This window comes from Eleftheria terrae (genome assembly GCF_030419005.1).
Classification (GTDB): domain Bacteria; phylum Pseudomonadota; class Gammaproteobacteria; order Burkholderiales; family Burkholderiaceae_C; genus Caldimonas; species Caldimonas terrae.
The window spans coordinates 2,286,415-2,309,842 of sequence record NZ_CP106951.1; the positions used below are offsets into that span (position 1 = coordinate 2,286,415).

Annotated in this window: 18 protein-coding genes; 14 read left to right on the top strand and 4 right to left on the bottom strand. The window is 71.8% G+C overall.

What is annotated here, in order from left to right:
* The first annotated feature begins 2 nt into the window (after nucleotides 1-2).
* Nucleotides 3-977 carry a HEAT repeat domain-containing protein gene (locus tag N7L95_RS09975; protein WP_301259668.1) on the top strand — a complete coding sequence of 325 codons (975 nt, stop codon included), beginning with the start codon at nucleotides 3-5 and terminating at the stop codon, nucleotides 975-977.
* Nucleotides 974-1,327 (top strand): DUF971 domain-containing protein, encoded by a 354-nt coding sequence (locus N7L95_RS09980; protein ID WP_301259669.1) that lies wholly within the window; start codon nucleotides 974-976, stop codon nucleotides 1,325-1,327. Before N7L95_RS09975 ends, N7L95_RS09980 begins: the two co-directional genes overlap by 4 nt.
* Here N7L95_RS09980 and N7L95_RS09985 read toward each other — a convergent pair.
* Nucleotides 1,264-2,319 (bottom strand): LysR family transcriptional regulator, encoded by a 1,056-nt coding sequence (locus N7L95_RS09985; protein WP_301259670.1) that lies wholly within the window; start codon nucleotides 2,317-2,319, stop codon nucleotides 1,264-1,266. The genes N7L95_RS09980 and N7L95_RS09985 overlap by 64 nt on opposite strands.
* A 158-nt stretch (nucleotides 2,320-2,477) precedes the next feature.
* Between N7L95_RS09985 and N7L95_RS09990 the strand changes: the two genes are divergently transcribed.
* Genes N7L95_RS09990 through N7L95_RS10005 form a run of 4 tightly spaced genes read left to right on the top strand, consistent with a single transcriptional unit; the run spans nucleotide 2,478 to nucleotide 9,476 of the window.
* Nucleotides 2,478-3,338 carry an alpha/beta hydrolase fold domain-containing protein gene (locus N7L95_RS09990; RefSeq protein WP_301259671.1) on the top strand — a complete coding sequence of 287 codons (861 nt, stop codon included), beginning with the start codon at nucleotides 2,478-2,480 and terminating at the stop codon, nucleotides 3,336-3,338.
* Nucleotides 3,339-3,378: 40 nt separating this feature from the next.
* Nucleotides 3,379-4,665, top strand: a complete 1,287-nt coding sequence (locus N7L95_RS09995; RefSeq protein ID WP_301259672.1) for an efflux RND transporter periplasmic adaptor subunit — start codon at nucleotides 3,379-3,381, stop codon at nucleotides 4,663-4,665.
* A 31-nt stretch (nucleotides 4,666-4,696) separates the two neighbouring features.
* Entirely contained in the window at nucleotides 4,697-7,954 is a 3,258-nt protein-coding gene (locus N7L95_RS10000; RefSeq protein ID WP_301259674.1) for an efflux RND transporter permease subunit, read from the top strand.
* 28 nt (nucleotides 7,955-7,982) lie between these two features.
* On the top strand, nucleotides 7,983-9,476 hold the full coding sequence (locus tag N7L95_RS10005; protein WP_301259675.1) for an efflux transporter outer membrane subunit: 1,494 nt from the start codon (nucleotides 7,983-7,985) through the stop codon (nucleotides 9,474-9,476).
* Between the two features lie 34 nt (nucleotides 9,477-9,510).
* On the opposite strand, the gene N7L95_RS10010 is transcribed toward N7L95_RS10005, so the two are convergent.
* Both N7L95_RS10010 and N7L95_RS10015 read right to left on the bottom strand, forming a co-directional pair.
* Nucleotides 9,511-9,948 (bottom strand): hypothetical protein, encoded by a 438-nt coding sequence (locus tag N7L95_RS10010; protein ID WP_301259676.1) that lies wholly within the window; start codon nucleotides 9,946-9,948, stop codon nucleotides 9,511-9,513.
* On the bottom strand, nucleotides 9,945-10,364 hold the full coding sequence (locus tag N7L95_RS10015; protein ID WP_301259677.1) for a thioredoxin domain-containing protein: 420 nt from the start codon (nucleotides 10,362-10,364) through the stop codon (nucleotides 9,945-9,947). The genes N7L95_RS10010 and N7L95_RS10015 overlap by 4 nt, the downstream gene beginning before the upstream one ends.
* A gap of 171 nt (nucleotides 10,365-10,535) precedes the next feature.
* Between N7L95_RS10015 and N7L95_RS10020 the strand changes: the two genes are divergently transcribed.
* The 6 genes from N7L95_RS10020 to N7L95_RS10045 all read left to right on the top strand — a co-directional run bounded on the left by N7L95_RS10020 (nucleotide 10,536) and on the right by N7L95_RS10045 (nucleotide 16,517).
* On the top strand, nucleotides 10,536-11,765 hold the full coding sequence (locus tag N7L95_RS10020) for an acyl-CoA dehydrogenase family protein (protein ID WP_301259678.1): 1,230 nt from the start codon (nucleotides 10,536-10,538) through the stop codon (nucleotides 11,763-11,765).
* 59 nt (nucleotides 11,766-11,824) lie between these two features.
* Nucleotides 11,825-12,682 carry a methionine ABC transporter ATP-binding protein gene (locus N7L95_RS10025; protein ID WP_301259679.1) on the top strand — a complete coding sequence of 286 codons (858 nt, stop codon included), beginning with the start codon at nucleotides 11,825-11,827 and terminating at the stop codon, nucleotides 12,680-12,682.
* Nucleotides 12,675-13,337 carry a methionine ABC transporter permease gene (locus tag N7L95_RS10030; protein WP_301259680.1) on the top strand — a complete coding sequence of 221 codons (663 nt, stop codon included), beginning with the start codon at nucleotides 12,675-12,677 and terminating at the stop codon, nucleotides 13,335-13,337. Before N7L95_RS10025 ends, N7L95_RS10030 begins: the two co-directional genes overlap by 8 nt.
* A gap of 64 nt (nucleotides 13,338-13,401) precedes the next feature.
* Nucleotides 13,402-14,238, top strand: a complete 837-nt coding sequence (locus tag N7L95_RS10035) for a MetQ/NlpA family ABC transporter substrate-binding protein (protein ID WP_301259681.1) — start codon at nucleotides 13,402-13,404, stop codon at nucleotides 14,236-14,238.
* Entirely contained in the window at nucleotides 14,235-15,662 is a 1,428-nt protein-coding gene (locus tag N7L95_RS10040) for an LLM class flavin-dependent oxidoreductase (RefSeq protein ID WP_301259682.1), read from the top strand. The genes N7L95_RS10035 and N7L95_RS10040 overlap by 4 nt, the downstream gene beginning before the upstream one ends.
* Before the next feature lie 33 nt (nucleotides 15,663-15,695).
* On the top strand, nucleotides 15,696-16,517 hold the full coding sequence (locus N7L95_RS10045) for a MetQ/NlpA family ABC transporter substrate-binding protein (RefSeq protein WP_301259683.1): 822 nt from the start codon (nucleotides 15,696-15,698) through the stop codon (nucleotides 16,515-16,517).
* 3 nt (nucleotides 16,518-16,520) lie between these two features.
* Here the strand turns inward: N7L95_RS10045 and N7L95_RS10050 are convergent, their stop codons facing one another.
* A complete protein-coding gene (locus N7L95_RS10050; protein ID WP_301259684.1) occupies nucleotides 16,521-19,349 on the bottom strand; it encodes an ImpA family metalloprotease in 2,829 nt (942 codons plus the stop codon).
* A 235-nt stretch (nucleotides 19,350-19,584) separates the two neighbouring features.
* Between N7L95_RS10050 and N7L95_RS10055 the strand changes: the two genes are divergently transcribed.
* Nucleotides 19,585-20,058, top strand: coding sequence for a CreA family protein (locus N7L95_RS10055; protein ID WP_301259685.1), 474 nt, complete (start codon nucleotides 19,585-19,587; stop codon nucleotides 20,056-20,058).
* A 439-nt stretch (nucleotides 20,059-20,497) separates the two neighbouring features.
* Entirely contained in the window at nucleotides 20,498-23,419 is a 2,922-nt protein-coding gene (locus tag N7L95_RS10060) for a type VI secretion system Vgr family protein (protein ID WP_301259686.1), read from the top strand.
* Nucleotides 23,420-23,428: the final 9 nt, after the last annotated feature.

The following is a 23,428-nucleotide window of genomic DNA, read 5'->3' on the forward strand; positions in this document are numbered from 1 at the left end:
CCATGACCCCAGCAGCCCCTGCCATCGACCCCCTGCTGCTCGGCCGCCTTGGCCACAGCGATGCCGGCGTGCGCCGCATTGCCGTGCTCGAGCTGGCCGACCTGGAGCGCCCCGAGCACCTGCCGGCGCTGACTGCCGCGCTACGCGGCGACCCCGCGCCCGAGGTGCGCGCCGAAGCCGCCCGCGTGCTGGCCGCCTGGGACGATGCCGACGTGGTGGACACGCTTGCCCAGGCCCTGCTCGACGCCCATGCCGAGGTGCGCGAGGCGGCCAGCGCCAGCCTGGCCGAGCTCAACGGCGTGCAGGCCGGTGCCCGGCTGCTGCCCTGGGCGCGCCACGAGCAGGCCTTTGCCCGCGCCGCCGCGCTGCGTGCCCTCAAGCCCTTGCGGCTGCCGGCGGCCGCCGAAGCGGCGCACGACGCGCTGGCCCATGCCGACGCGGCAGTGCGCCGCGAGGCGGTGGGCGTGCTGGGCTGGCTGAAGCAGGCCGATGCCTTGCCGGCCCTGGCCCGCCTGGCCATCAACGACAGCGACGCCGAGGTGCGCCGCAGCGCGACCGGCTCGCTCGGCCTGGCCGGCGCGGGCCAGGTGGCGCAGGTGCTGCCGGCCTTGCTGGCCGCCCTCGTCGACCCGCAGTGGCAGGTGCGTGAGGAGGCGGCCACCACGCTGGCCAAGCTGCGGCCGCCGGCCGCCTTGCCCGGCTTGCTGCAGGCGATGCAAGACGAGCACTGGCAGGTGCGGCTGCGGGCGGCCCGCGCGCTGGGCCGGCTGCAGGACGCTGCCGCACTGCCAGCGCTCACCGAGGCACTGGCCCACCCGGCCGGCAACCTCCGCAAGGAAGCGGCGATCGCCCTGGGGGAGCTGGGCGATGTCGCCGGTGTCGCCCCGCTGCGCCTGGCGGCGCAGGACCCCGACCCGGAGGTGCGCAAGGCCGCCCGGCTCGCGCTCGCCCGCCTCGGCGAGGAGCTGCGGCCATGACGCCACAGGCCCTCACGCTGGCACAGAACCGGCTGGAGGTGAGCTGGAGCGATGGCAGCGTTGTCTCGCTGACGGCGGCCGCCTTGCGCCGCTCCTGCCGCTGCGGCGACTGCCGGGCGCTGGCGGCCCGCCGCGAGCCGGTGCAGGTGGCGCCTGCACTGGCGGTGCTCGACGCCCGCCCGGTGGGTGCCTACGGCGTGCAGCTGGAGTTCAGCGACGGGCACGACCGCGGCATCTACCCCTGGCCCTACCTGAGGGAGCTGGGCCGCGCCGCCGCGGCCGAGGACTACCAGCCGGCCGGCTCGGTCTGCACCAGGTGCTCGGCTTCCTCGTCGTCGATGGCCGCATAGGCGGCCCGCACTTCGGGTGACGCATGGCGCAGGGCCATCTCGCAGGCCAGGGGCATCGGCCCGTTGGCCAGCCGCAGGGTGGACCGGCGCTGGATCAGGTCGCTGTTGGCGAACAGCTCGGCCACCCAGTCCACGAAGACCCGCAAACGGGTCGTCAGGTGCCGGTTGGGCGGATAGATCACGTGGATCGGCTTGGGCTCCGAGATCCACTGGCACAGCACCGGCTGCAGGGCCCCGCTGCTCAGGTGCTGCTGCACCATGAAGCTCGGCACCTGGATGACCCCCATGCCGGCCAGCCCGGCGGCCAGGTAGGCGTTGCTGTCGTTCACCGAGATGCGGTAGCTGCCCTTCACCGGCACCCGCTCGCCGTCCTTCGAGAAGACGAACTCCTTCTGCCGCCCGCCGGCCAGGAAGTAGCTGACCATCACATGCTGCGACTCCAGCTCGCCCGGGTGGCGCGGTGCCCCATGCTTCTGCAGGTAGGCAGGGCTGGCGCAGGCGATGGACTGCACCTCGCCGATGCGGCGGGCGATGATGGACGGGTCGGTCAGCTCGCCGGCGCGCACCGCGCAGTCGACGTTGTCGCTGATCAGGTCCACCACCCGGTCGCTCACCCCCATGTCGACCTGGATCTCCGGATAGCGGGCCAGGAAGTCGGGCAGCGCCGGCAGCATCACCAGCGTCGCGATGCTGGTGGGCACATCCACCCTGAGCCGGCCGCCAGGGCAGGCGCGGGCGCTCGACATGCTGGCATCGATGTCGTCCAGCTCGGTGATCAGGCGCACCGCGCGCTCGTAGTAGGCCGCACCCTCGGCGGTGACGCTGACGCGCCGGGTGGTGCGGTGCAGCAACTTGGTGTGCAGGTGGCTTTCGAGGCCCTGCACCAGCTTGGTCAGGGTGGGCTTGGGCGTCTGCAGCAGATCGGCCGCCTTGGTGAAGCTGCCGGTCTCGGCCACGCGCAGGAAAGCGCGCATCGCAGCGAGTTGGTCCATCGGTCGTCCTTCGGGGGTTCGCGGCCGGTCAACGCCGCACGGCGCGATTATTCATCCATGGAAACAAAGAAACAAAGAACTTTGTATTTATTCCGCCTGACCAACAACTTATCGTTTGCCGCACTGCAACACCAGCCGCCCCGCCGGGCCGACAAACGATGGGCACCCCCCAGCCACCGATCCACGACTGCGAGACCACCGATGAAGAAATCGGCCTGGGTCCGTCGCGCCGCCTCGGCCTGAGGATCTACGGCCGGGCTGCCCGCCGCCCAGCCGGCGTCGAGCCGCGGCCACTGGTGCTGCACTTCCATGGCGGCGCCTTTGTCGGCGGTTCGCTGGACAGCGGGTCGGTGGTGGCCAGCCTGCTGGTGCTGGCCGGTGCGGTGGTGGTGTCGCTCGACTACCCGCTGGCGCCGGGCGCCCCTTTCCCGCATGCGCTGGAAGCCGGTCATGCCGCGCTGCTGTGGGCCTGGCGAGCGCGCACGCGGCTGGCCGGCCGCCAGGCCCGGCTGATGGTGGCCGGCGAGGAAGCTGGCGGCAACCTGGCCGCCGCCCTCAGCGCGCTGGCGCGCGACCGCGCCGCGCCGCCGGTGGCAGGCCAGGTGCTGCTGTCGCCGATGCTGGACCCCTGCCTGGCCACCCGTTCGGCCCGCTTCGCCGAGGCCGGCCGGCAGGACTGCCGCTGGGCCGCCGGCTGGCGCCACTACCTGGGCCCCGGCGGCGAGGCCGAACACCCCTATGCGGTGCCGGGGCTGGCCCGGCGCATGGCCGGCCTGCCCGACACGCTGGCCGTGACCGCCGCCGGCGACCCCTTCCACGACGAGACCCTGGCCTACACCCGCCGCCTGCGCGCGGCCGGCATCGCCGCGCAGGACTGCGTGCTCGACGGCGCCCGCATCGGCCCCGAGACCTGGTCCAGCCGCGCCACCCTGGCGGCGCCCTGGATGCCCGCGCTGCTGCGCCGGCTGCATCGCTTCCTGTATTCCGGCGCGAGCTGCTGCGACCGGCCGGCCGCCTGACCCCGATTCCTCCTCAAAAAACGACCCTCAAGGAGTTTCCATGACCCGCCCGCTCGATTCCCAGCCGCAGGCCGCGGCTGCTGACGTCTCCTCGTCTTCCGCGGCGCCTTCGCCGCAGCGCCGGCGCCTGTGGGCGCTGGGCACGGTGGTGGCGGCAGTGGCCGGCACCGGCGCCGCCGTGCTGGGCCTGTCGTCCTCGCCCAAGGCCGAAGCCAATGCGCCGGCCGCCCCGCCCGCGGCCACCCCGGTCTCGGTGGCACCGGTGCTGCAACGCAGCGTCGCCGCCTGGCATGAGTTCTCCGGCCGGCTCGAAGCCGTCGAGCGGGTCGAGATCCGCCCGCGCGTGGCCGGCACGGTGCAGTCGGTGCACTTCCGCGAAGGCGAGCTGGTGAAGGCCGGCGACCTGCTCGTCACGCTGGATCCGGCGCCCTATGCCGCCGAGGTCGAGCGGCTGGACGCGCAGGTGGCCGCCGCACAGGCCCGCGTCTCGCACACCCAGAGCGAGCTGGTGCGCTCGCAGCGCCTGTGGCAGGAACGCGCCATCGCCCAGCGCGAGCTGGACGAGCGCGAGAACGCCACCCGCGAGGCCGAAGCCAACCTGCGCGCCGCCCGTGCCGCGCTGCAGGCGGCCCGCCTCAACCTCGGCTACACGCAGGTGCGCGCCCCGGTGGCCGGCCGCGTGGGCCGGCTGGAGGTGACCACCGGCAACCTGGTGGCCGCCGGCCCGACCGCGCCGATGCTGACCACGCTGGTGTCGGTGAGCCCCATCTATGCCAGCTTCGAGGCCGACGAACAGGTGGTGCTGCGCTCGCTGCGCCAGCTGCCCGGCGGCATCTCGGCGCGCAGCCAGCTCGGGCGCATCCCCGTGCGCATGGGCACCTCCGAGAGCGCCGACCTGCCCTACAGCGGCCGCCTGCAGCTGGTGGACAACCAGGTCGACGCGCGCAGCGGCACCGTGCGCGTGCGCGCCGTCTTCGACAACCCGGACGGCACGCTGATGCCGGGGCAGTTCGCCCGGCTGCGCATGGGCCAGCCCAACGAGCAGCCGACGCTGCTGATCAACGAGCGCGCGGTGGGCACCGACCAGAGCAAGAAGTTCGTGCTGGTGGTGGGCGCCGACAACAAGGCCACCTACCGCGAGGTGGTGCTGGGCCCCAGCGTGGACGGCCTGCGGGTCGTGAACTCGGGCCTGAAGGCGGGCGAGCGCATCGTCGTCAACGGCCTGCAGCGCGTGCGCCCGGGGGCGCAGGTGGCGCCGCAGCCGGTCGAGATGGATGCCACCCGCCCGCCACAACAAGCGCGCCGCGACGGCGCCACCCAATCGTGACCCGCGGCCACCGCGTCGCAGGAGCCAGACCGTGAACCTGTCCAAGTTTTTCATCGACCGGCCGATCTTCGCCGGCGTGCTGTCGCTGCTGATGCTGATCGCCGGCCTGCTGGCGATGCGGGCGCTGCCCATCTCGGAATACCCCGAGGTGGTGCCGCCCTCCGTCGTCGTGCGGGCGCAGTACCCCGGCGCCAACCCGAAGGTCATCGCCGAGACCGTCGCCACGCCCATCGAGGAAGCCATCAACGGCGTGGAAGGCATGCTCTACATGAGCAGCCAGGGCACCACCGACGGGCTGATGACGCTGACCGTCACCTTCCGCCTCGGCACCGACCCCGACAAGGCCCAGCAGCTGGTGCAGAACCGCGTCTCGCAGGCCGAGCCGCGCCTGCCCGAGGAGGTGCGCCGGCTCGGCGTCACCACCGTCAAGAGCTCGCCCGACCTCACGATGGTGGTGCACCTGCTGTCGCCCAGCGAGCGCTATGACATGACCTACCTGCGCAACTACGCGCTCATCAACGTCAAGGACCGCCTGGCGCGGGTGGACGGCGTGGGGCAGGTGCAGATCTTCGGCTCGGGCGACTACTCCATGCGCGTCTGGCTGGACCCGCAGAAGGTGGCCGAGCGCCGCCTGTCGGCCAGCGACGTGGTGCGCGCCATCCGCGAGCAGAACGTGCAGGCCGCCGCCGGCATCGTCGGCGCCTCGCCCAGCCTGCCCGGCGTGGACCTGCAGCTGTCCATCAACGCGCAGGGCCGGCTGCAGAGCGAAGAGGAGTTCGGCGAGATCATCGTCGCCACCAGCGCCGACGGCGGCGTGACGCGGCTGCGCGACGTGGCCCGCATCGAGCTGGGCGCCTCCGAATACGCGCTGCGCTCGCTGCTCAACAACAAGCCGGCGGTGGCCCTGCCCATCTTCCAGGCACCGGGCAGCAACGCCATCGCCATCTCCGACCAGGTGCGCGAGGTGATGGCCCAGCTCAAGCAGGACATGCCCGAAGGCGTGGACTACGAGATCGTCTACGACCCGACGCAGTTCGTGCGCGCCTCCATCGACGCGGTGGTGCACACGCTGCTGGAGGCGGTGGCGCTGGTGGTGCTGGTGGTGATCCTGTTCCTGCAGACCTGGCGCGCCTCCATCATCCCGCTGCTGGCGGTGCCGGTGTCCATCGTCGGCACCTTCGCGGTCATGCACCTGTTCGGCTTCTCGATCAACGCGCTGAGCCTGTTCGGGCTGGTGCTGGCCATCGGCATCGTGGTGGACGACGCGATCGTGGTGGTCGAGAACGTCGAGCGCAACATCGAAGCCGGCCTGAGCCCGCGCGAGGCCACCTACCGGGCCATGCGCGAGGTGTCGGGGCCCATCATCGCCATCGCGCTGGTGCTGATCGCGGTGTTCGTGCCGCTGGCCTTCATCAGCGGGCTGACGGGGCAGTTCTACAAGCAGTTCGCGCTGACCATCGCCATCTCCACGGTGATCTCGGCCATCAACTCGCTGACGTTGTCGCCGGCGCTCGCGGCCCTGCTGCTGCGTTCGCACGACGCACCCAAGGACGCGCTGACGCGCTTCATGGACCGGTGGCTGGGCTGGCTGTTCCGCGGCTTCAACCGGGCCTTCGGGCGCGGCGCCGAGGCCTACAGCGGCGGCGTCGGCAAGGCCATCGCGAGGCGCGGGCTGATGCTGCTCATCTACCTGGCCCTGGTGGGCGCCACCTTCGGCCTGTTCCGCGCGGTGCCCAGCGGCTTCGTGCCGGGGCAGGACAAGCAGTACCTGGTGGGCTTCGCCCAGCTGCCGGACGGCGCCACGCTGGACCGCACCGAGGACGTCATCCGGCGCATGGGCGAGATCGCGCTGAAGCAGCCCGGCATCGAGAGCGCCATTGCCTTCCCCGGCCTGTCGATCAACGGCTTCACCAACAGCTCCAACGCCGGCATCGTGTTCGTCTCGCTCAAGCCGTTCGACGAGCGGCGCAGCCCGGAGCTGAGCGGCGGCGCCATCGCGGCGCAGCTGAACCAGAAGTTCGGTGCCATCGAGGACGCCTTCATCGCCATGTTCCCGCCACCGCCGGTGCAGGGGCTGGGCACCATCGGCGGCTTCAAGCTGCAGATCGAGGACCGCGCGGCGCTGGGCTACGAGGCACTGGCCGAGGCCACCCAGGCCTTCATGACCAAGGCCTACCAGGCGCCCGAGCTGGCCGGCATGTTCTCCAGCTTCCAGGTCAACGTGCCGCAGCTGTATGCCGACATCGACCGCACCAAGGCCCGCCAGCTGGGCGTGGCGGTGACGGACGTGTTCGACACCATGCAGATCTACCTGGGCTCGATGTACGTCAACGACTTCAACAAGTTCGGCCGCACCTATTCCGTGCGGGTGCAGGCCGACGCCGCCTACCGGGCGCGCGCCGAGGACGTGGGCCAGCTCAAGGTGCGCTCGGCCAGTGGCGAGATGGTGCCGCTGGCCTCGTTGATCCGCATGCAGCCGAGCTTCGGCCCGGAGCGGGCGATGCGCTACAACGGTTTCCTGTCGGCCGACATCAACGGCGGCGCGGCGCCCGGCTATTCCTCGGGCCAGGCGCGCGAGGCGGTCGAGCGCATCGCAGCCGAGACCCTGCCCAAGGGCGTCGGCTTCGAATGGACCGAGCTGACCTACCAGGAGATCCTGGCCGGCAACTCCGCGCTGTGGGTCTTCCCGCTGGCGGTGCTGCTGGTCTTCCTGGTGCTGGCGGCGCAGTACGAGAGCCTGAGCCTGCCGCTGTCGATCATCCTGATCGTGCCGATGGGCCTGCTGGCGGCGATGACGGGGGTGTGGCTGTCCAACGGCGACAACAACGTCTTCACGCAGATCGGGCTGATCGTGCTGGTGGGGCTGTCGGCGAAGAACGCCATCCTGATCGTCGAGTTCGCCCGCGAGCTGGAGTTTGCCGGCCGCACGCCGGTGGCCGCGGCCATCGAGGCAAGCCGGCTGCGCCTGCGGCCCATCCTGATGACCTCGCTGGCCTTTGTCATGGGCGTGCTGCCGCTGGTGCTGTCCACCGGCGCCGGTGCCGAGATGCGCCAGGCCATGGGCGTGGCGGTGTTCGCCGGGATGATCGGCGTGACGCTGTTCGGCCTGTTCCTGACGCCGGTGTTCTACGTGGTGCTGCGCCGCCTGAGTGGCAACCGTCCGCTCAAGCTGCATGGCGAGGTGCCGCACCTGGACGAGAGCTTTGCCCAGCCGGCCGGCCACGGCCACGGCGGCGGCGGCGCGCCGGTGCGCCCCCTGCCCGCCGGCCCGCGCGAGTCGCATGACTGAGGCCGTGCCTCCTTCGAAGGACAAGACCATGCACAAGCACAACAACGACCTTCGCCCGGCGCCCGGCGGCCCGGCGCGCTTCCCGCGGCTGGCGCCGCTGCTGTTCGCGGCCCTGGTGCTGGCCGGCTGCGCCACGCCGCAGGCGATCGACCCGGCCGCGCTGCCGGCCGTGCCCGCGGCGTTCAAGGAAGCCGACGCCCGCTGGACCGTGGCGGCCCCGGCCGACACCCAGGACCGTGGCGCCTGGTGGCAGCTGTTCGCCGACCCGGTGCTGGACGACCTGGCCCGCCGCGCCGCTGCGCAGAACGCCGACCTGCAGCTGGCCGCCGCCCGGCTCGCCCAGGCCCGGGCCCTGCTGCGCAGCAGCGAAGCCAACCGCCGCCCGCAGCTGGGGCTGCAGGCCGGCGCCGCGCGCCAGGCCGAGCCCGGCGCGCGTGGCGTGGCGGAGACGGCAATCAACGTCGGCGCCACCTTCTCGTATGAGCTGGACCTGGCCGGCCGGCTGTCGGCCTCGGCCCGCGCCGCCACGCTCGACGCCCAGGCCCGCGAGGCCCTGCTGCAGAGCACGCGGCTGATGGTGCAGGCCGACGTGGCGCAGGCCTACCTGGCGCTGCGCGCGCTCGACAGCGAACGCCGCCTGGTGCGCGACACGGCAGGCGCCTACCGCGACACGCTGCGCCTGACGGAACGGCGCTACGAGGCCGGCGACGTGGCCGAGCTGGACGTGGCCCGCGTGCGCACCGAGCTGGCCTCCACCGAGGCCGAGGCGGTCGCGCTGGACCGCCGCCGTGCCGAGCTGGAGCACGCCATTGCGGTGCTGGTGGGCGAGCCGGCATCGGGCTTCGCGCTGGCCGACCTGTCGGCCAGCGGCAACCTGCCGCCCAGCGCCGAGCCGCCGCAGGTGCCACCGGGCCTGCCGTCCACCGTGCTGGCGCGGCGGCCCGACGTGGCGGCCGCGCAGCGGGGCCTGATGGCGGCCCAGGAGCGGGTCGGCATCGCGCGCGCCGCCTGGTTCCCCAGCCTGAGCCTCACGGCCAACGGCGGGCATGCGTCCAGCGAGCTGTCCGACCTCTTCAAGTGGTCGGCCCGCGCCTGGGGTGTGGGTGCGCTGCTGTCACTGCCGGTCTTCGACGGCGGCCGGCGCGAGGCCGGCGTGCAAAGCGCCCAGGCCGAGCTGGACGCGGCGCTGGCGAGCTACCGGCAGCAGGTGCTGGTGGCCTTCCGCGAAGTGGAAGACCAGCTCTCCGGCCTGCGGCTGCTGGCCCAGCAGTCACAGCTGCAGCAGCAGGCGGTGGAATCAGCCTCCCGGGCAACCGCGTTGTCGGCTTCGCGCTACCGCAACGGCCTGGTCAGCCAGCTGGAGCTGCTGGACGCGCAACGCAGCGAGCTGCGCAACCGCCGCCAGGCCCTGGTGGTGCGCGCCGCTCAGGACCAGGCCACCGTGGGGCTGGTGCGCGCGCTGGGTGGCGGCTGGGAGGCCGCGCCGGCCGGCAGCGTGAACCCGGCGACCGCACCGGGCTGAGCGAGGCCCGCCGCCGGGCAGCCACGCCGACGCGCTACCACGGCTCGTCGGCGTTGTCGTATTCGTGGAAAGCCTCGTCCACCCCGGCACCGTCGAGCAGGCACAGCACGGCATAGGAGACGCAGTCGATCCAGCGCTCGATGCGCGCCACGTCGGCCGGCGCGATGAGCCGGTTGCTTTGCAGCATGCCTTCGGGCGCCACTGCCCACATGCGGGCCAGGTGGCAGATGTTCCACAGCGCGCTGACCAGGTTGCGGTCGACCTGCGGCGCCTCCAGCTGCGCAGCGAGCACGCGCAGCGCCGTCATCACCTCATGGAAGTTGGCCACGTCCAGCTGGCCGCGGTAGGGGCGCAGGGCTCCCAGGAAGCCGCTTTCCCACTTGGGATGGTGCACGTCATCGTGCCGCCCGCTGTGCTGGCTCAGCAGCAACAGCGCCTGCGCGGGCGTCATGGTCGCGGCCTCGTCGCTCATGCGGCCGGCGAGGGATGGTGCGGCGCGCTGAAGCCGAGCTGGGCTTCCTGCACCAGCTGGCAGGCCAGGCGGGTGACCTCGGCCTCCACCGGCACCGGCGGCGCGTCCTGGGCGCTGCGCAGCAGGCGGCGCAAGGTGTCGGCATGCGGCAGCGCGGTGCCGAAGAAGCGCACCTCGCCGTCGCGCACGATCAGCAGGGTGGGAAAGTCTTCGACATCGACGTCGCCGAGCAGGTCGGCCTCGTCCTCGATGTCGATCCAGCGGAAGGCGACGCCTGGCCATTCAGCCTCGGCGGCTTCCCAAGTGGCCTCGTAGCTGTCGCACAGCCGACACCAGCCGGCACACAGGCAAACCGCCAGCAGCCCGGGGGTGGAAGCGGGCCCGGCGGCGGGATCGAAAGCAGGCTCATCATGCATCGGCGCAGCGTACCGCAAGCGCCGCACCGAGCCCAACGCTCGGCTTTTCCACCGCGACGGTCGGCACCGGCGCAGCGACTCTTTTCACAGATCGACAGACGAAAAGCTTCGTTCGCCGCGGCCCGCCTGCATGGAAGACTGCCCCTCCAGTCACCGCCTGCCCCGCCTTCCATGAGCCAGCCCCTGCGCCTTGCCGAGAGTCCCGCCACCGCCCCTGCCCCCGGGCGCCGCCCGTCCAGCCTGGACGCGGTGCCCGCCCTGGCCGAGCGGCTGGCGCAGCAGCTGGAAGCGGGCGCGGCCGAGCGCGACCGCGCCGGTGGCCACGCCGCCGCCGAACGCGAGCTGATCCGCGCCAGCGGCCTGCTGGCCCTGAGCGTGCCGCGCTCGCATGGCGGCTGGGGTGGCGACTGGCCGCTGCTGCTGCGGGTGGTGCGCCGGCTGGCCCAGGCCGACAGTGCGCTGGCGCATGTGTTCGCCTTCCACCACCTGCAGCTGGCCGGTGTGCTGCTTTATGGCAGCGAGGCGCAGCAACGCCACTTTCTGCGCGAGACGGTCGAGCAAGACCTGTTCTGGGGCAATGCGCTGAACCCGCTGGACTTGGCCACCAGCGCCAGCCGCAGCGGCCAGGGCTGGCTGATCGATGGCCGCAAGAGCTTCGCCTCCGGCTCGGTGGGCTCGGACCGCCTGACGGTCTCCGCCTGGCATGCGGCGACGCAGACGGCCCTCATCGCGGTGCTGCCAACGCGCCGCGAAGGTGTCACCGTCGAGCCCGACTGGGATGCCTTCGGCCAGCGCCAGACCGACAGCGGCACGGTGCGCTTCGAGCGTGTCTGGGTCTCGGATGCCGAGGTGCTGCAGCCGCCCGGCGTGCCGCCGACGCCGCAGGCCACGCTGCGCTCGCAGGTGGCGCAGCTGATCATGGCCAACCTCTACCTCGGCATTGGCGAGGGCGCCCGCCAGGCCGCGCTGCACTACCTGCGGCAGCACGGCCGGCCCTGGTTCGCCGCTGGCGTGGCCAGCGCGCTGGACGACCCCTATGTGCAGCACCGCCACGGCGAGTTCGCCGTGCAGCTGCGCGGCGCCGAACTGCTGGCCGACGCCGCGGCCGGCCTGCTGGACCAGGCGCTCTACCTGGGCCCGGCGGTCAGCGCCGAGCAGCGCGGCGAAGTGGCAGTGGCCGTGGCCCAGGCCAAGGTGGCCGCGCACCGGGCCGGTGTGGAGGTCAGCTCGCAGTTGTTCGAGCTGACCGGCGCCCGCTCCACCGCCCGCGGCCTGGGGCTGGACCGCTACTGGCGCAACGTGCGGGTGCACACGCTGCACGACCCGATCGACTACAAGCTGCGCGACCTCGGCCGCCATGCCTTGAGCGGCCGCTATCCGGAGCCGACGGCTTATTCCTGAACGACCGCGCCATCGATGGCTGCCGCCCCCTTCTTCTTCGCCACCTTTCCCGCCCCACGATGAACACCCATGCACCGCCCGGCGTCGCCGGCGCCGCCACGCTGATCCGGCTGGAGTCGGTCAGCAAGCGTTATCCGCTGCCCGGCGGCCTGGCCTTCGACGCCATCCGGGACATCGACCTGGAGATCGTCCAGGGCGAGATCTTCGGCCTCATCGGCAAGAGCGGGGCCGGCAAGTCCACGCTGCTGCGGCTGATCAACCTGCTGGAGCGGCCCGACCGCGGGCGCGTGATGGTCGCCGGCCAGGCGCTGGAGACGCTCGGCAAGCGCGAGCTGCGGCTGGCGCGCCAGGGCATGGGCATGATCTTCCAGCAGTTCAACCTGCTGCAGAACGCAACCGTGTTCGACAACGTCGCCTTCCCGTTGCGCCTGCACGGCCGCCGCAGCGCCGCCGGCGTCGAGGCGCGGGTGCGCGAGTGCCTGCAGCTGGTGGGCCTGGCCGAGAAGGCCGGCAGCTACCCGGCCCAGTTGTCCGGCGGGCAGAAGCAGCGGGTGGCCATTGCCCGCGCCCTGGCACCGCGCCCGGCGGTGCTGCTGTGCGACGAGCCCACCTCGGCACTGGACGCTGACACCACCGCCAGCGTGCTCGACACGCTGCGCCAGATCAACCAGCGCCTGGGCGTCACGGTGGTGATCGTCACCCACGAGCTGCAGGTGGTGCAGAGCCTGTGCACCCGCGTGGCGGTGATCGAGGACGGCCGCCTGGCCGAGCAGTTCGCCGTGCTGCCGAGCGCGACGCCCCGCCGCACCAGCCTGGGCCGCGAGCTGTCGCGCCGGCTGGGCAGCGCACCGGCCGCCGCCGGTGCGGGCACGCCAGCGGCACGCCCGCAGCCACAGAAGGAGTGGGCCCATGCCTGAGAACATCACGGCCCTGCTGCCCGAGCTGTGGGTGGCCAGCGGCCAGACCCTGCTGATGCTGGCCATCGGCCTCTGCGCCGCTGTGCTGCTGGGCGGGCCGCTCGGCGTGCTGCTGTTCCTGCTCAGCCCCGGCCAGTCGCTGGCCAGCCGCCCGCTGTTCGCGGTGCTGGGCTGGGTGGTCAATACCGTGCGCTCCTTCCCCTTCATCATCCTGCTGGTGGCGCTGGTGCCGCTGACGCGGGTGATCGCCGGCACGTCCATCGGGCCGCTGGCGGCGGCGGTGCCGCTGTCCTTCGCCGCCATTGCGTACTTCGCGCGGCTGGTGGAGCAGAACCTGCGCGAGGTGCCGCGCGGCGTCATCGAGGCGGCACATGCGATGGGCGCGTCCGAGTTGCAGATCGTCGTGCGGGTGCTGTTGCTGGAGGCCCGCTCGGGCCTGGTGCTGGCGCTCACGGTGCTGGCCATCAGCTTCCTGTCGTACTCGGCGGTGGCCGGCGTGGTGGGCGGCGGCGGCATCGGCGACCTGGCCATCCGCTACGGCTACTACCGTTTCCAGACGGATGTGATGGTGCTCACCGTGGCACTGCTGGTGGTGCTGGTGCAGCTGATCCAGTTCGGCGGCAACGCCCTGGCGCGCCGGCTCGACAAGCGCTGAACGGCGCCGCACCCGCTGTGTCTCGCTTCCCTCCCCTGCTGCCCTTGCTTTCCGGAACCTTGCCATGAAGATCGCACGCCGCTCCCTGCTCGCCCTGGCGCTGGCCGCCACCACTACCGCGCTGCCCGCGCTGGCGCAAACCAAGAAGGAACTCGTGATCGGCACCACCGCCGGCCCCTATGCCGACCAGCTCAAGCTGGGCATCAAGCCGCTGCTGGAGAAGAAGGGCTACCGGGTGAAGGTGGTCGAGTTCAACGACTATGTGCAGCCCAACTTCGCACTGGCCCAGGGCGCGCTGGATGCCAACGCGTTCCAGCACATCGTCTACCTCACCCGCTTCGCCACCGAGCACCAGCTGGCGCTGAGCGAGCTGCTGAAGGTGCCGACCGCCCCCATCGCGATCTACAGCCGCAAGCACAAGAGCCTGGCCGAGCTGAAGCCGGGTGCCACCGTGGCCCTGCCCAACGACCCCACCAACCAGGCCCGCGCGCTGGTGGTGCTGGAGCAACTGGGCTGGCTGCAGCTGCGCGCGGGCTACGACCCGATCCGCGCGTCGGAAAAGGACGTGGCCGCCAACCCGCGCCAGATCCGCCTGCTGCCGCTGGAAGCGGCCCAGCTGCCACGCGCGCTGGACGACGCGGACTATGCCTTCGTCAACGGCAACTTCGCGCTCGCCTCCGGGCTGAAGCTGACCGAGGCACTGGCGCTGGAGAAGACCACGCCGACCTACCAGAACCTGGTGGCGGTGCGCACCGCCGACAAGGACCAGCCCTGGGCCAGGGACCTGGCCGAGGCCTACCGCTCGCGCGAGTTTCTCGCGGTCACCGAGCGGCACTTCGCCGGCTTCGTCAAGACCGACTACCAGCAGGCCTTGCTGGCCGGCAGCGGGAAGCAGCCATGACCACCGCCAAGCATGGCAGCCGGCGGCCGATCCGCTTCAACGCCTTCCAGATGAACGCGGCCAGCCACCAGTCGCCCGGACTGTGGCGGCATCCGCGCGACCACTCCCACCGATACACCCGCGCCGAGCACTGGATCGAGCTGGCGCAGCTGCTGGAGCGCGGTGGCTTCGACGCCGTCTTCCTGGCCGACGTGCTCGGCGTGTACGACGTCTACGAAGGCAGCGCCGCCGCGGCGCTGCGTGGCGGCGTGCAGGTGCCGCTGAACGACCCGCTGGCGCTGGTGCCGCTGATGGCGCAGGCCACCCGCACGCTGGGCTTTGCCGTCACTTGCACGCTGAGCTACGAGCATCCCTTTCCCTTCGCCCGCCGCCTCTCGACGCTGGACCACCTGAGCGGCGGCCGCATCGGCTGGAACATCGTCACCGGCTACCTCGACAGCGCCGCCCGCAACCTGGGCCTGCCCCGGCAGGACAGCCACGACAACCGCTACGAGCTGGCCGAGGAATACATGGAGGTGGTCTACAAGCTCTGGGAACACAGCTGGGAGGACGGCGCCGTGCGGCGCGACGCAGCCGGCCGCGTCTATACCGACCCGGCCCGCGTGCACCCCATCGCCCACCAGGGCCGGCACTTCCGCGTGCCGGGCTTCCACCTGTGCGAGCCATCGCCGCAGCGCACGCCGGTGCTGTTCCAGGCCGGCACCTCGACGCGCGGCGTCGCCTTCGCGGCCCGGCATGCCGAGTGCGTGTTCGTCAGCGGGCCGAGCCGCGCGGTGGTGGCGCGGCAGGTGCAGGCGCTGCGGGCGGCGGTGGCGCAGCAGGGGCGCGACCCGGCCTCGCTGCTGCTGTATGCGCAGGCGCTCGTCATCACCGGCGAGACCGAGGCCATCGCCCGTGCCAAGCACCAGGACTGCCTCGCCCATGTGGACGTGGAAGCCGCGCTCGCCCTGCTGTCCGGCTGGACCGGCGTGGACTTCTCGCGCTGGCCGCCCGATGCCACCCTGGAGTACCTGGACACCGATGCCGGGCGCAGCGCGCTGGCCTCCTTCACCCAGGCCGACCCCGGGCGGCGCTGGACGGTCGAGGAGGCGGCCGCCTTCATCGGCCTGGGCGGCCGCGGCCCGGTGCTGGTGGGTGACCCGGTGCAGGTGGCCGACGAGCTCGAAGCATGGCTGGACGACACCGGCATCGACGGCTTCAACCTCGCCTTCGCGGTGGCGCACGAGACGATGGAAGACATCGTCACGCTGGTGGTGCCGGAGCTGCGGCGACGCGGCCGCTACCGCCAGGACGAGGCGGGCGGTGCCACGCTGCGCGAACGGCTCTTCGGCCGCGGGCCGCGGCTGCCGGTGGGGCATGTGGCCCGGCAGCTCGGCCGCCCGGCTGCAGCGCCAGTCGCCGCGCCGGCACCGGTCGCCGCCTGACCGCTTGCCCCTCACTCACAGCTCACGACCCCCATGAAACACCTTCTTGTGCTTGCCCCCCGCCGCCTGGCCCTGGCCCTGGCCCTGGCCCTGGCCCTGGTGCTGCTGCTGGCGGCCGCCTTGCCGGCCTCGGCCCAGGACGTGGTCCGCCTCGGCGTCACGGCCGGCCCGCATGCCCAGATTGCCGAAGTGGCCCGCCAGGTCGCCGAGCGCGACGGCCTGCGGCTGCAGGTGGTGGAGTTCCAGGACTACATCCAGCCCAATGCCGCGCTGGACGCGGGCGACCTCGACGCCAACAGCTACCAGCACCTGCCCTTCCTGCAAAGCCAGGTACAGGCGCGCGGCTACCGCATCAGCCCGGTCGGCTACACCGTGAGTTTCCCAATGGGCTTCTATTCGAAGAGGTACAAGTCGCTGGCGGAGTTGCCGCAAGGCGCGCGCATCGGCATCCAGAACGACCCGTCCAACAGCGGCCGGGCGCTGGCACTGCTGCAGCAGCGCGGCCTGATCCGGCTCAAGCCGGGCGCGGGCCTGGCGGCCACGCCGGTCGACATCGTTGCCAATCCCAAGGGGCTGCGCATCGTGCAGGTGGAGGCCGCCCAGCTGCCGCGCTCGCTGGACGACCTGGACGCCTCGGCCATCAACACCAACTACGCGCTGCAGGCGGGGCTGGTGCCGGCGCGCGACAGCATCGCGATCGAGGACGCGGCCAACCCTTATGCCAACCTGATCGCGGTACGCACCGCCGACAAGGACCGCCCCTGGGTCGCCAAGCTGGTGCGGGCCTTCCAGTCGCCCGAGGTGCGCCGGCTGGTGGAGACCCGCTTCCCGGGCTCGATGGTGCCGGCGTTCTGAGGCTCAGAACGGCCAGGCCGGCTGCGCCACGCCCATGTCGACCCGCCTGACCTTGGCGTGGTCGTTGGTGCTGGTGTTGGCATAGAAGAAGGCCCGCTCGGCCGCGAAGCCGTAGGCCTGCACCTGCGCCTGGGCGGCCGCCGAGGTGCGCAGGCCCCACAGCGCGAACACCGGGCGCTGGTCGCGCTGGGTCAGCCAGGACAGGGCGATCAGCAGGTGGTCGTTGCCGTCCAGGCTGGGCCGCTCGCCGAAGGTGGAGAAGCCGAGGCTGGCCTTGTTCGCCGCCCAGTCGCTGCGGCTGGCCAGGCGCTGGTGCAGGTAGAGCAGGGTCCAGATGTCCCAGCCGCGGGCTTCGTTGCCCTGGCGCTCGGCCCAGTAGTGCACCCACTGCAGATAGAAGGCGAGCCGGATGCCGTTCTGCACCGCATAGCCGTCGTCGGCCCAGATGCGGTCGTAGACGCCCTGCACCGGGTCCGCCTGGCCACGGCCGGCCAGGATCAGGTCGAAAGCCTCGCGGTAGCTCACACGGGTGTCGTCGCGCGTGTCGCCCAGCTCGCGCTTCAGGCGCCAGTTCTTGTGCAGTGGGAAGATGTTGTTGCTGACCTCGCTGCTGCGGCCGCCGTACACGTTCAGCGCCCCCACCTGCAGGTTGTGGCCCACCTCGTGGCTCTCGCCCCAGCCGCGCGGCGTGACGCCCCAGCTCTGGTCATAGGGGTTGCCCGAGCAGCCGGCGCCGCAATGGGCATAGGCGTCGGCATTGATGTGCTGCACCTGCGTCAGGCCATGCAGCGAGGCACTGGTGCAGTCCCAGCCGCGCGCCTGGCAGGCCTGCAGCACCGCCGCAGGCAGCGGCCGGTTCGGCAGCGCGAAGCCGGCCAGCTGGTAGGCGTCATAGATGAACAGCTCGGCCATCTCCTGCAGGTAACGCTCCAGGTCGTTGGCATAGGCGTCGACAATCACGCTGCGCATTTTGTCGATGCGGGAATGGATTTCCACACCCTGCATCTTCATCTCGGCCCAGTCGGCGTCGCCCGCGTCGAGCGCGCGGATGAAGGCCTGCCGGGCCGCCGCCAGGTCGCCACCAGCGGTGGCGTCGAAGAAGGGATGGCGCGCGGCGCCCTGCACCCGCAGCGTCACCGTCTGCCCGGCCGCCGCCTGGCTGTAGTGCAGCTGCAGCGTGCCGCCATAGGGGCTGACCACCGGTAGCGCCCGGCCCTTCGCCAGCGGCATGCCGGGGCTTTGCAGGAAGCGCGGGCGGTTGTAGGAGCGCGGGTTCCAGGTCTTGGTGGAGCCGGTGCGCATGGTGTTGAGGGCCAGCGCCACGCTGGCGCCGCCGGCATCGACCAGCGTCACCCGCAACGGCCGGCCCGGCACCGCCATGCGGCCGATGGCGGTGAAGCCGCCGCTGTTGGGCAGCTTGAGGGTGATCGTCTCCTCGGTGGCCGAGGGTTTCATGGCCGCCTGGGCGGCTCCGGCGTAGCTGCCGAGGTCGGGCTGCGCCGTGCCGCGCTCGCGCACGTAGCCCACCAGCGCATCGGCCAGGTAGGCACGCTGGAACAGGGCCGCATCGCCCGCCTTGTCCAGCGGGTAGCGGATCTCGCGGCGCACGCTGTCCGCCCACAGCAGCCACAGCCTCAGCAGCGTGGTGTCGGCAGTGGCGAAGACATTGCGGCCGGCCGAGTTGAAGCCGTTGACCGCGGCCCGCAGGGACTCGACGCCCGCGTTCCAGGCCGAGAGGCCCGGCACGGCACTGCATTCGGTGGTGCCGACCGAGCTGGTGCACCGCGACCAGTCGAAGTCCTGCCGCCAGGTGTTGGTGGCCGCCTGCGCCGCCAGCGGCAGCAGGGTGTTGAACTGCGATGCCGCCTGCGCGGCCGCCGCCGCGCTGCGGCCGGGCGCCACCGCGTCCTTGTCCCAGTAGTTGCCGCCGTAGGGGCCGAAGGTGAGCGCCATCGCGGACAGCACCTGGCGGCCGGAATCACTGTCGGACCAGGCGTTGCCGTGCAGGTAGAGCACCGGCAGGCCGGCGGCCAGGCGGCTGCGCACGGTGGCTTCGAGGGTGTCGCTGGCGACCAGGCCGCTGCCCAGCACCAGCAGGCGGGCGGTGCGCGCGCAGGCCGCGTCGTCGAGCGCATTGCAGCCGGCGTTGCTCGCCGGCACGCCAGCGGCCTGCAGGCCGGCCAGCGAGCGGGCGGCGTCCAGCCCGGCGAAGCTCACCGGCAGCGAGGCCGGCAGGCTGGCGTCGGCGCTGCCGGTGACCAGCCAGCGCACCAGCCGCGCCAGCGCCGGCGCATGCGCCAGGTTGCTGCCGCTGCGCAGCTGCTCCAGCACCTGCACCCCGTAGCCGGCCGAGCGGCCGCCCTCGGCCAGGCTCAGGCTGGCCAGCTGCCGGCCCTTGTCGCCGACGATGTAGGGCTGGGCCAGCTCGATGTTGGCCGGCTGCACCCAGTGGCTCTGGGCGCCGGGCTGGTATTCGCTGCTCACGCCTTCGAGCAGGCTCTTCAGGCGCGCGTCCTGGGCCGCGGCCACGAACTGCATGCGCACCCGCAGCCGCGTGGCGACGAAGGCCGGGTCGGTCAGCGCCGAGGCATCGCCGCTGGCCAGCGCGGCATCGAGTGCGGTGTCGCGCGGATCGGCGGCCCCTGGCCGGGGTGCGGTGCTCCCGGCGGAGCCACCGGCGTGGCTGGAGGCGCCGTCCTGGCTGTCGGACGAGCCGCCGCCGCAGGCATGCAGCAGCAGCAGTGCCGCCATCGACAGCGCCAGGCGCAAGGAGGGGTGTGGCCGGCCGCGGGCGGCAGGGGTCGGCGCGCTTGGCGAAATGAAGGGGGTCACGGGACTGCTCTCGCTGCAACAGGGTGGATCGGGAGGCCGGCCGGGCCGGCGGGATCGCGTCGTCTTGTCCGCGCGCGAATCTACTGGCGCTGCCGGCTGGCGCCGGTGCGCGGCTGACGTGCGGTCCTGCCGGGGCCCCGGACGGCGCCCCGACCGGGCCGGTGCGCCTTGCGCCGACAGCGCGGCGCTCACCGAGCGGTCACACTGTCGTCTTCGCAATTCCGGAGCCAGACGTATGAAGCCCCTTGCCGCCGCCCTCGGCGCCTTCCTCCTCCTCGGCCCGGCGCTGTCCGGCGCCGAGCCCATCGGGTCGGTCGACACGGTGTTCAAGCTGATCGGGCCCGACCACAAGATCGTCGTCGAGGCGTATGACGACCCCAAGGTGGCCGGCGTCACCTGCTACGTCTCCCGGGCCAAGACCGGCGGCATCTCCGGCGCGGTGGGCTTGGCGGAGGACAAGTCCGACGCCTCCATCGCCTGCCGCCAGGTTGGCCCGGTGTCCTTCCCCGGGCCACTGCGCCAGCAGGAGGAGGTGTTCAACGAGCGCCTGTCCATCCTCTTCAAGAAGCTGCGCATCGTCCGCATGGTCGACCGCCAGCGCAACACCCTCCTCTACCTGACGTACTCCGACCGACTCATCGAAGGCTCGCCACGCAACAGCATCACCGCGGTGCCGGTGGACCGGGCGACGCCGATTCCCGTCAAGTGAGGGAGACGCGGCAAGGCCAGGGGGCGGCACCTGCGCCGGCTTGCCGCGACATAGGACGAACGACCCCGCCCTGGCAAGGCCACCCGAGAAGCGGCTGGAGCCGCTCATTCCGTCGGCCGGCGGCGCCCTCTCGAGCCCCACACCGGCGCCTCTGGAAAGCCCCCTGAGGGACAAGGCGGCATCTGCACCTTCCCAGCCGCAAGGCCGATAGACTTCCCCGCTGCATTGAGCCGCCCGGCATGATTCGCAACGATGGTCTGCCCCACCACGCGCAGAAGTTGCGAGGGCGCCTTCCCTGCACCCGTCTTCCTGACCCGACCGCTGCACTGGCCTGGCGGGTCTTGTCCCTGTAGTCGCTCGACGTAGTCACCGTGCCCGGTCTGCCTGCCCAGTTGCAGCGCGGGTGCCGTCCAACATTTCAAGATGTCGGGAGTGGCCCTTGTCCATCCTTTCGTTCTTCCCGTTCGCGTACCAGCAGCATCACCGCCTGCTGACCCTCGGCTTCCCTCAGCGCAACCCGCCCCAGGTGAGCGGCCCTCACGGGCGCCAGGAACCGGTCCAGTTGGTGGTCGACCGCCTGGAGGCCGAGGAAGCCATGAGCCGCGACTTCAAGTACACGGTGCTCTTGCTTGCCGACAGTGCAGGCATCGCCGCCAAGGACATGATGGGCAAGCTGCTGTCGGTGGCGCTGACGCGCCCGGATGGCAGCCGACGCCATTTCACCGGGCATGTCTTCGAGTTCGAATTGCAGAAGAAGGACGACCGCGTCGCCCACTACCGTGCGGTGCTGCGGCCGTGGCTGTGGTTCCTGACCCTGCGCAGGAACAACCGGCTGTTCCTCGACCGCACGCTGCGCGACCAGACCGCCGCCATTCTCGCGGGCTACGGCGCGCTGGCCCGGTGGCACTGGCAGATGCAGGGCGCCGACCCACCGAGCACCATGGCCGTGCAGGGTGCCGGCCAGGGCGAGACCGACCACAACTACCTGCATCGGCGCTGGGAAGCAGCCGGCCTGGTCTACTGGTACGAGCACACCGAACAGGGCCACACCCTGATGCTGTCGGACCGCTCCACACCGGCACCGCCCATCGATGGAGCAAGCCCGGTGATCCGGTTCTGCGCCCAGAGCAGCTCCAGGGAAGAGAACGCCATCAGCCGCTGGTGCAGCGCCCGCGAGCTGGTCTCCTCCCACTACCAGCTGAGCGCCCACGACTTCAAGCACCCGCGGCCGCGGCGCACGGAAATGCCCACGCTGAACCGGCAAGGCGAGCTGCCGGTGCTGGAGGTGAGCGAGTACTGCGGGGCCTACGGCTTTCGCAAGGAAGACCCGGGCGGCGAGGCCCTGGCACGCCTGCGGATGGAAGAGATCGAAGCCGTGGCCAAGCGCCATGAGGCCGACAGCGACAACCACTTCGTCCAGCCCGGGCGGTGCTTCGAACTCCCGGACCACTTCAGCACCCAGGCACGCGCCAGCGCCGAACGCAGCTACCTGGTCCTGGAAGTGCACCACACCGCCACCAACAACTATCTGCAAGCAAGCGGTGGCGAGGCCGGCTATCGCAACCGCTTCGTGGCCACCCGCGAATCGGTTCCGTGGCGGCCAGGCCGCGGCTGGAACAGCCGGCCCCTCCGGGTGAGCGCGCCGCAGACCGCAACGGTGGTCGGCCAGGACGGCATCGGCAGCCTCGACGTCGACGAGTACGGCCGCGTGCTGATCCGCTACCACTGGGACCAGGAAGAGCACAAGAGCGCCCGGGTGCGGGTGTCCGGCGCCTGGGCCGGCGGGGAGAACGGCTGGGCCTCGTGGCCCCGTGTCGGGTCCGAGGTCCTCGTCCACCATCTCGACGGCAATGCCGATCATCCCGTCATCCTGGGTGCCGTCTTCAATGGCGAGCACATGCCGCCGTGGAAGATGCCCGCACAGAAGGCACTGACCGGCCTGCGCAGCCGCGAACTGAGCGGCGATGGCGGCAATGCACCCGGTGGCCATTCCAATTACATCCTGGCGGACGACACGGCCGGCCAGCTGCAGGTCAAGCTGCGCAGCGACACCCAGGCCAGCGAGATCACCCTGGGCCACAACGTGCGCATCGACGCCACCGCCGGCCGTACCGACCCGCGTGGCAGCGGCCTGGAGGCCCGGACCGACGGGCATGGCGCACTGCGCGCGGCCCAGGGCCTGCTGGTGAGCACCGAGGCGCGTCCCAATGCGCGGGCCCACATGACCGACATGGGCGAAACGCTGGCCCGGCTGGCGCAGGGCCGCGACCTGCACCAGGCCCTGTCGGAAGCGGCCCAGCACGTGCAGGCGCACGAGCCCGGCGACCAGGATGAAGTGACGCGAGCCTTGCAGGCGCAGAACGACACGCTGCAAGGCCATGGCGGCAGCGCGACGCAAGGCGGCTTCACCGAATTCCAGGCGCCGCACCTGACGCTGGCCAGCGCCGCCGGCATCCAGGCGACCGCCCAGGGCTCCACGCACTTGGCCAGCAAGGAGCACACGGCGGTCAGCAGCGAGGGACATATCAGCCTGGGCGCGGGCAGGAGCCTGCTGGTCAGCGTCAAGGAAGCGGTGCGCCTGTTTGCCTACAAGGCCGGCATGAAGCTGGTGGCAGCGAGCGCCGATGTCGACATCACGGCGTTGCAGAAGAGCGTCAACATCCTGGCCCGGCTCGACATCACGCAGACAGCCAACAAGATCTCCCTCTCGGCCAGGGAAGAGATCGTGGTCAATGGCGGCGGCAGCTATACCCGCTGGGGCGCGGCAGGCATCACCAGCGGCACCCAGGCCGCCTGGCAGGTGCATGCGGCATCGCACGCGGCGGTGGGGCCTGACAGCCTGTCGCCACGCAACCCGAGCCTGCCGGTACCGGCCGACCTCGACCTGCCGCAGCCTGGCCCGCAAAGCTTGCGCTTTGCAGCGGCAGGCAGCGATGCATTGATGGCCGATGCCGGATACGACGGGCTGCCGTATTCGATCTTCGACGCAGCCGGCCGGGTCCTCCTGTCGGGCACTGTCCCGCCCGACGGGCGCATTCCCCGCGTGCACACCGAGCAGCGGCAGCTGCTGATGCTGCAGATCGGCTGGCCGGCTGCGCGTCTGGAAGCCGCTCCTCCACCACCGCCCGGCCCTGCCGCACAGGCCGAGGACCTGCCCGGTGAAGCGGCGGAAGACGATGAAGCGCAGAGGCCCGATCCGCCCCCGGTGGAGGCGGTCGACGCTGGACCGCCCACCTCGACCGTGCTCGACCACCCGTACGACGCGGAGCTGCGAAGCGCCTTCGCCGAGCAGCACAGCCACCAGTTCCTGCCTTCGACGCTGGTGGCGGAACTCATCGCTCGCAGCCTCCCCACCCCCTGAGCGCGACAG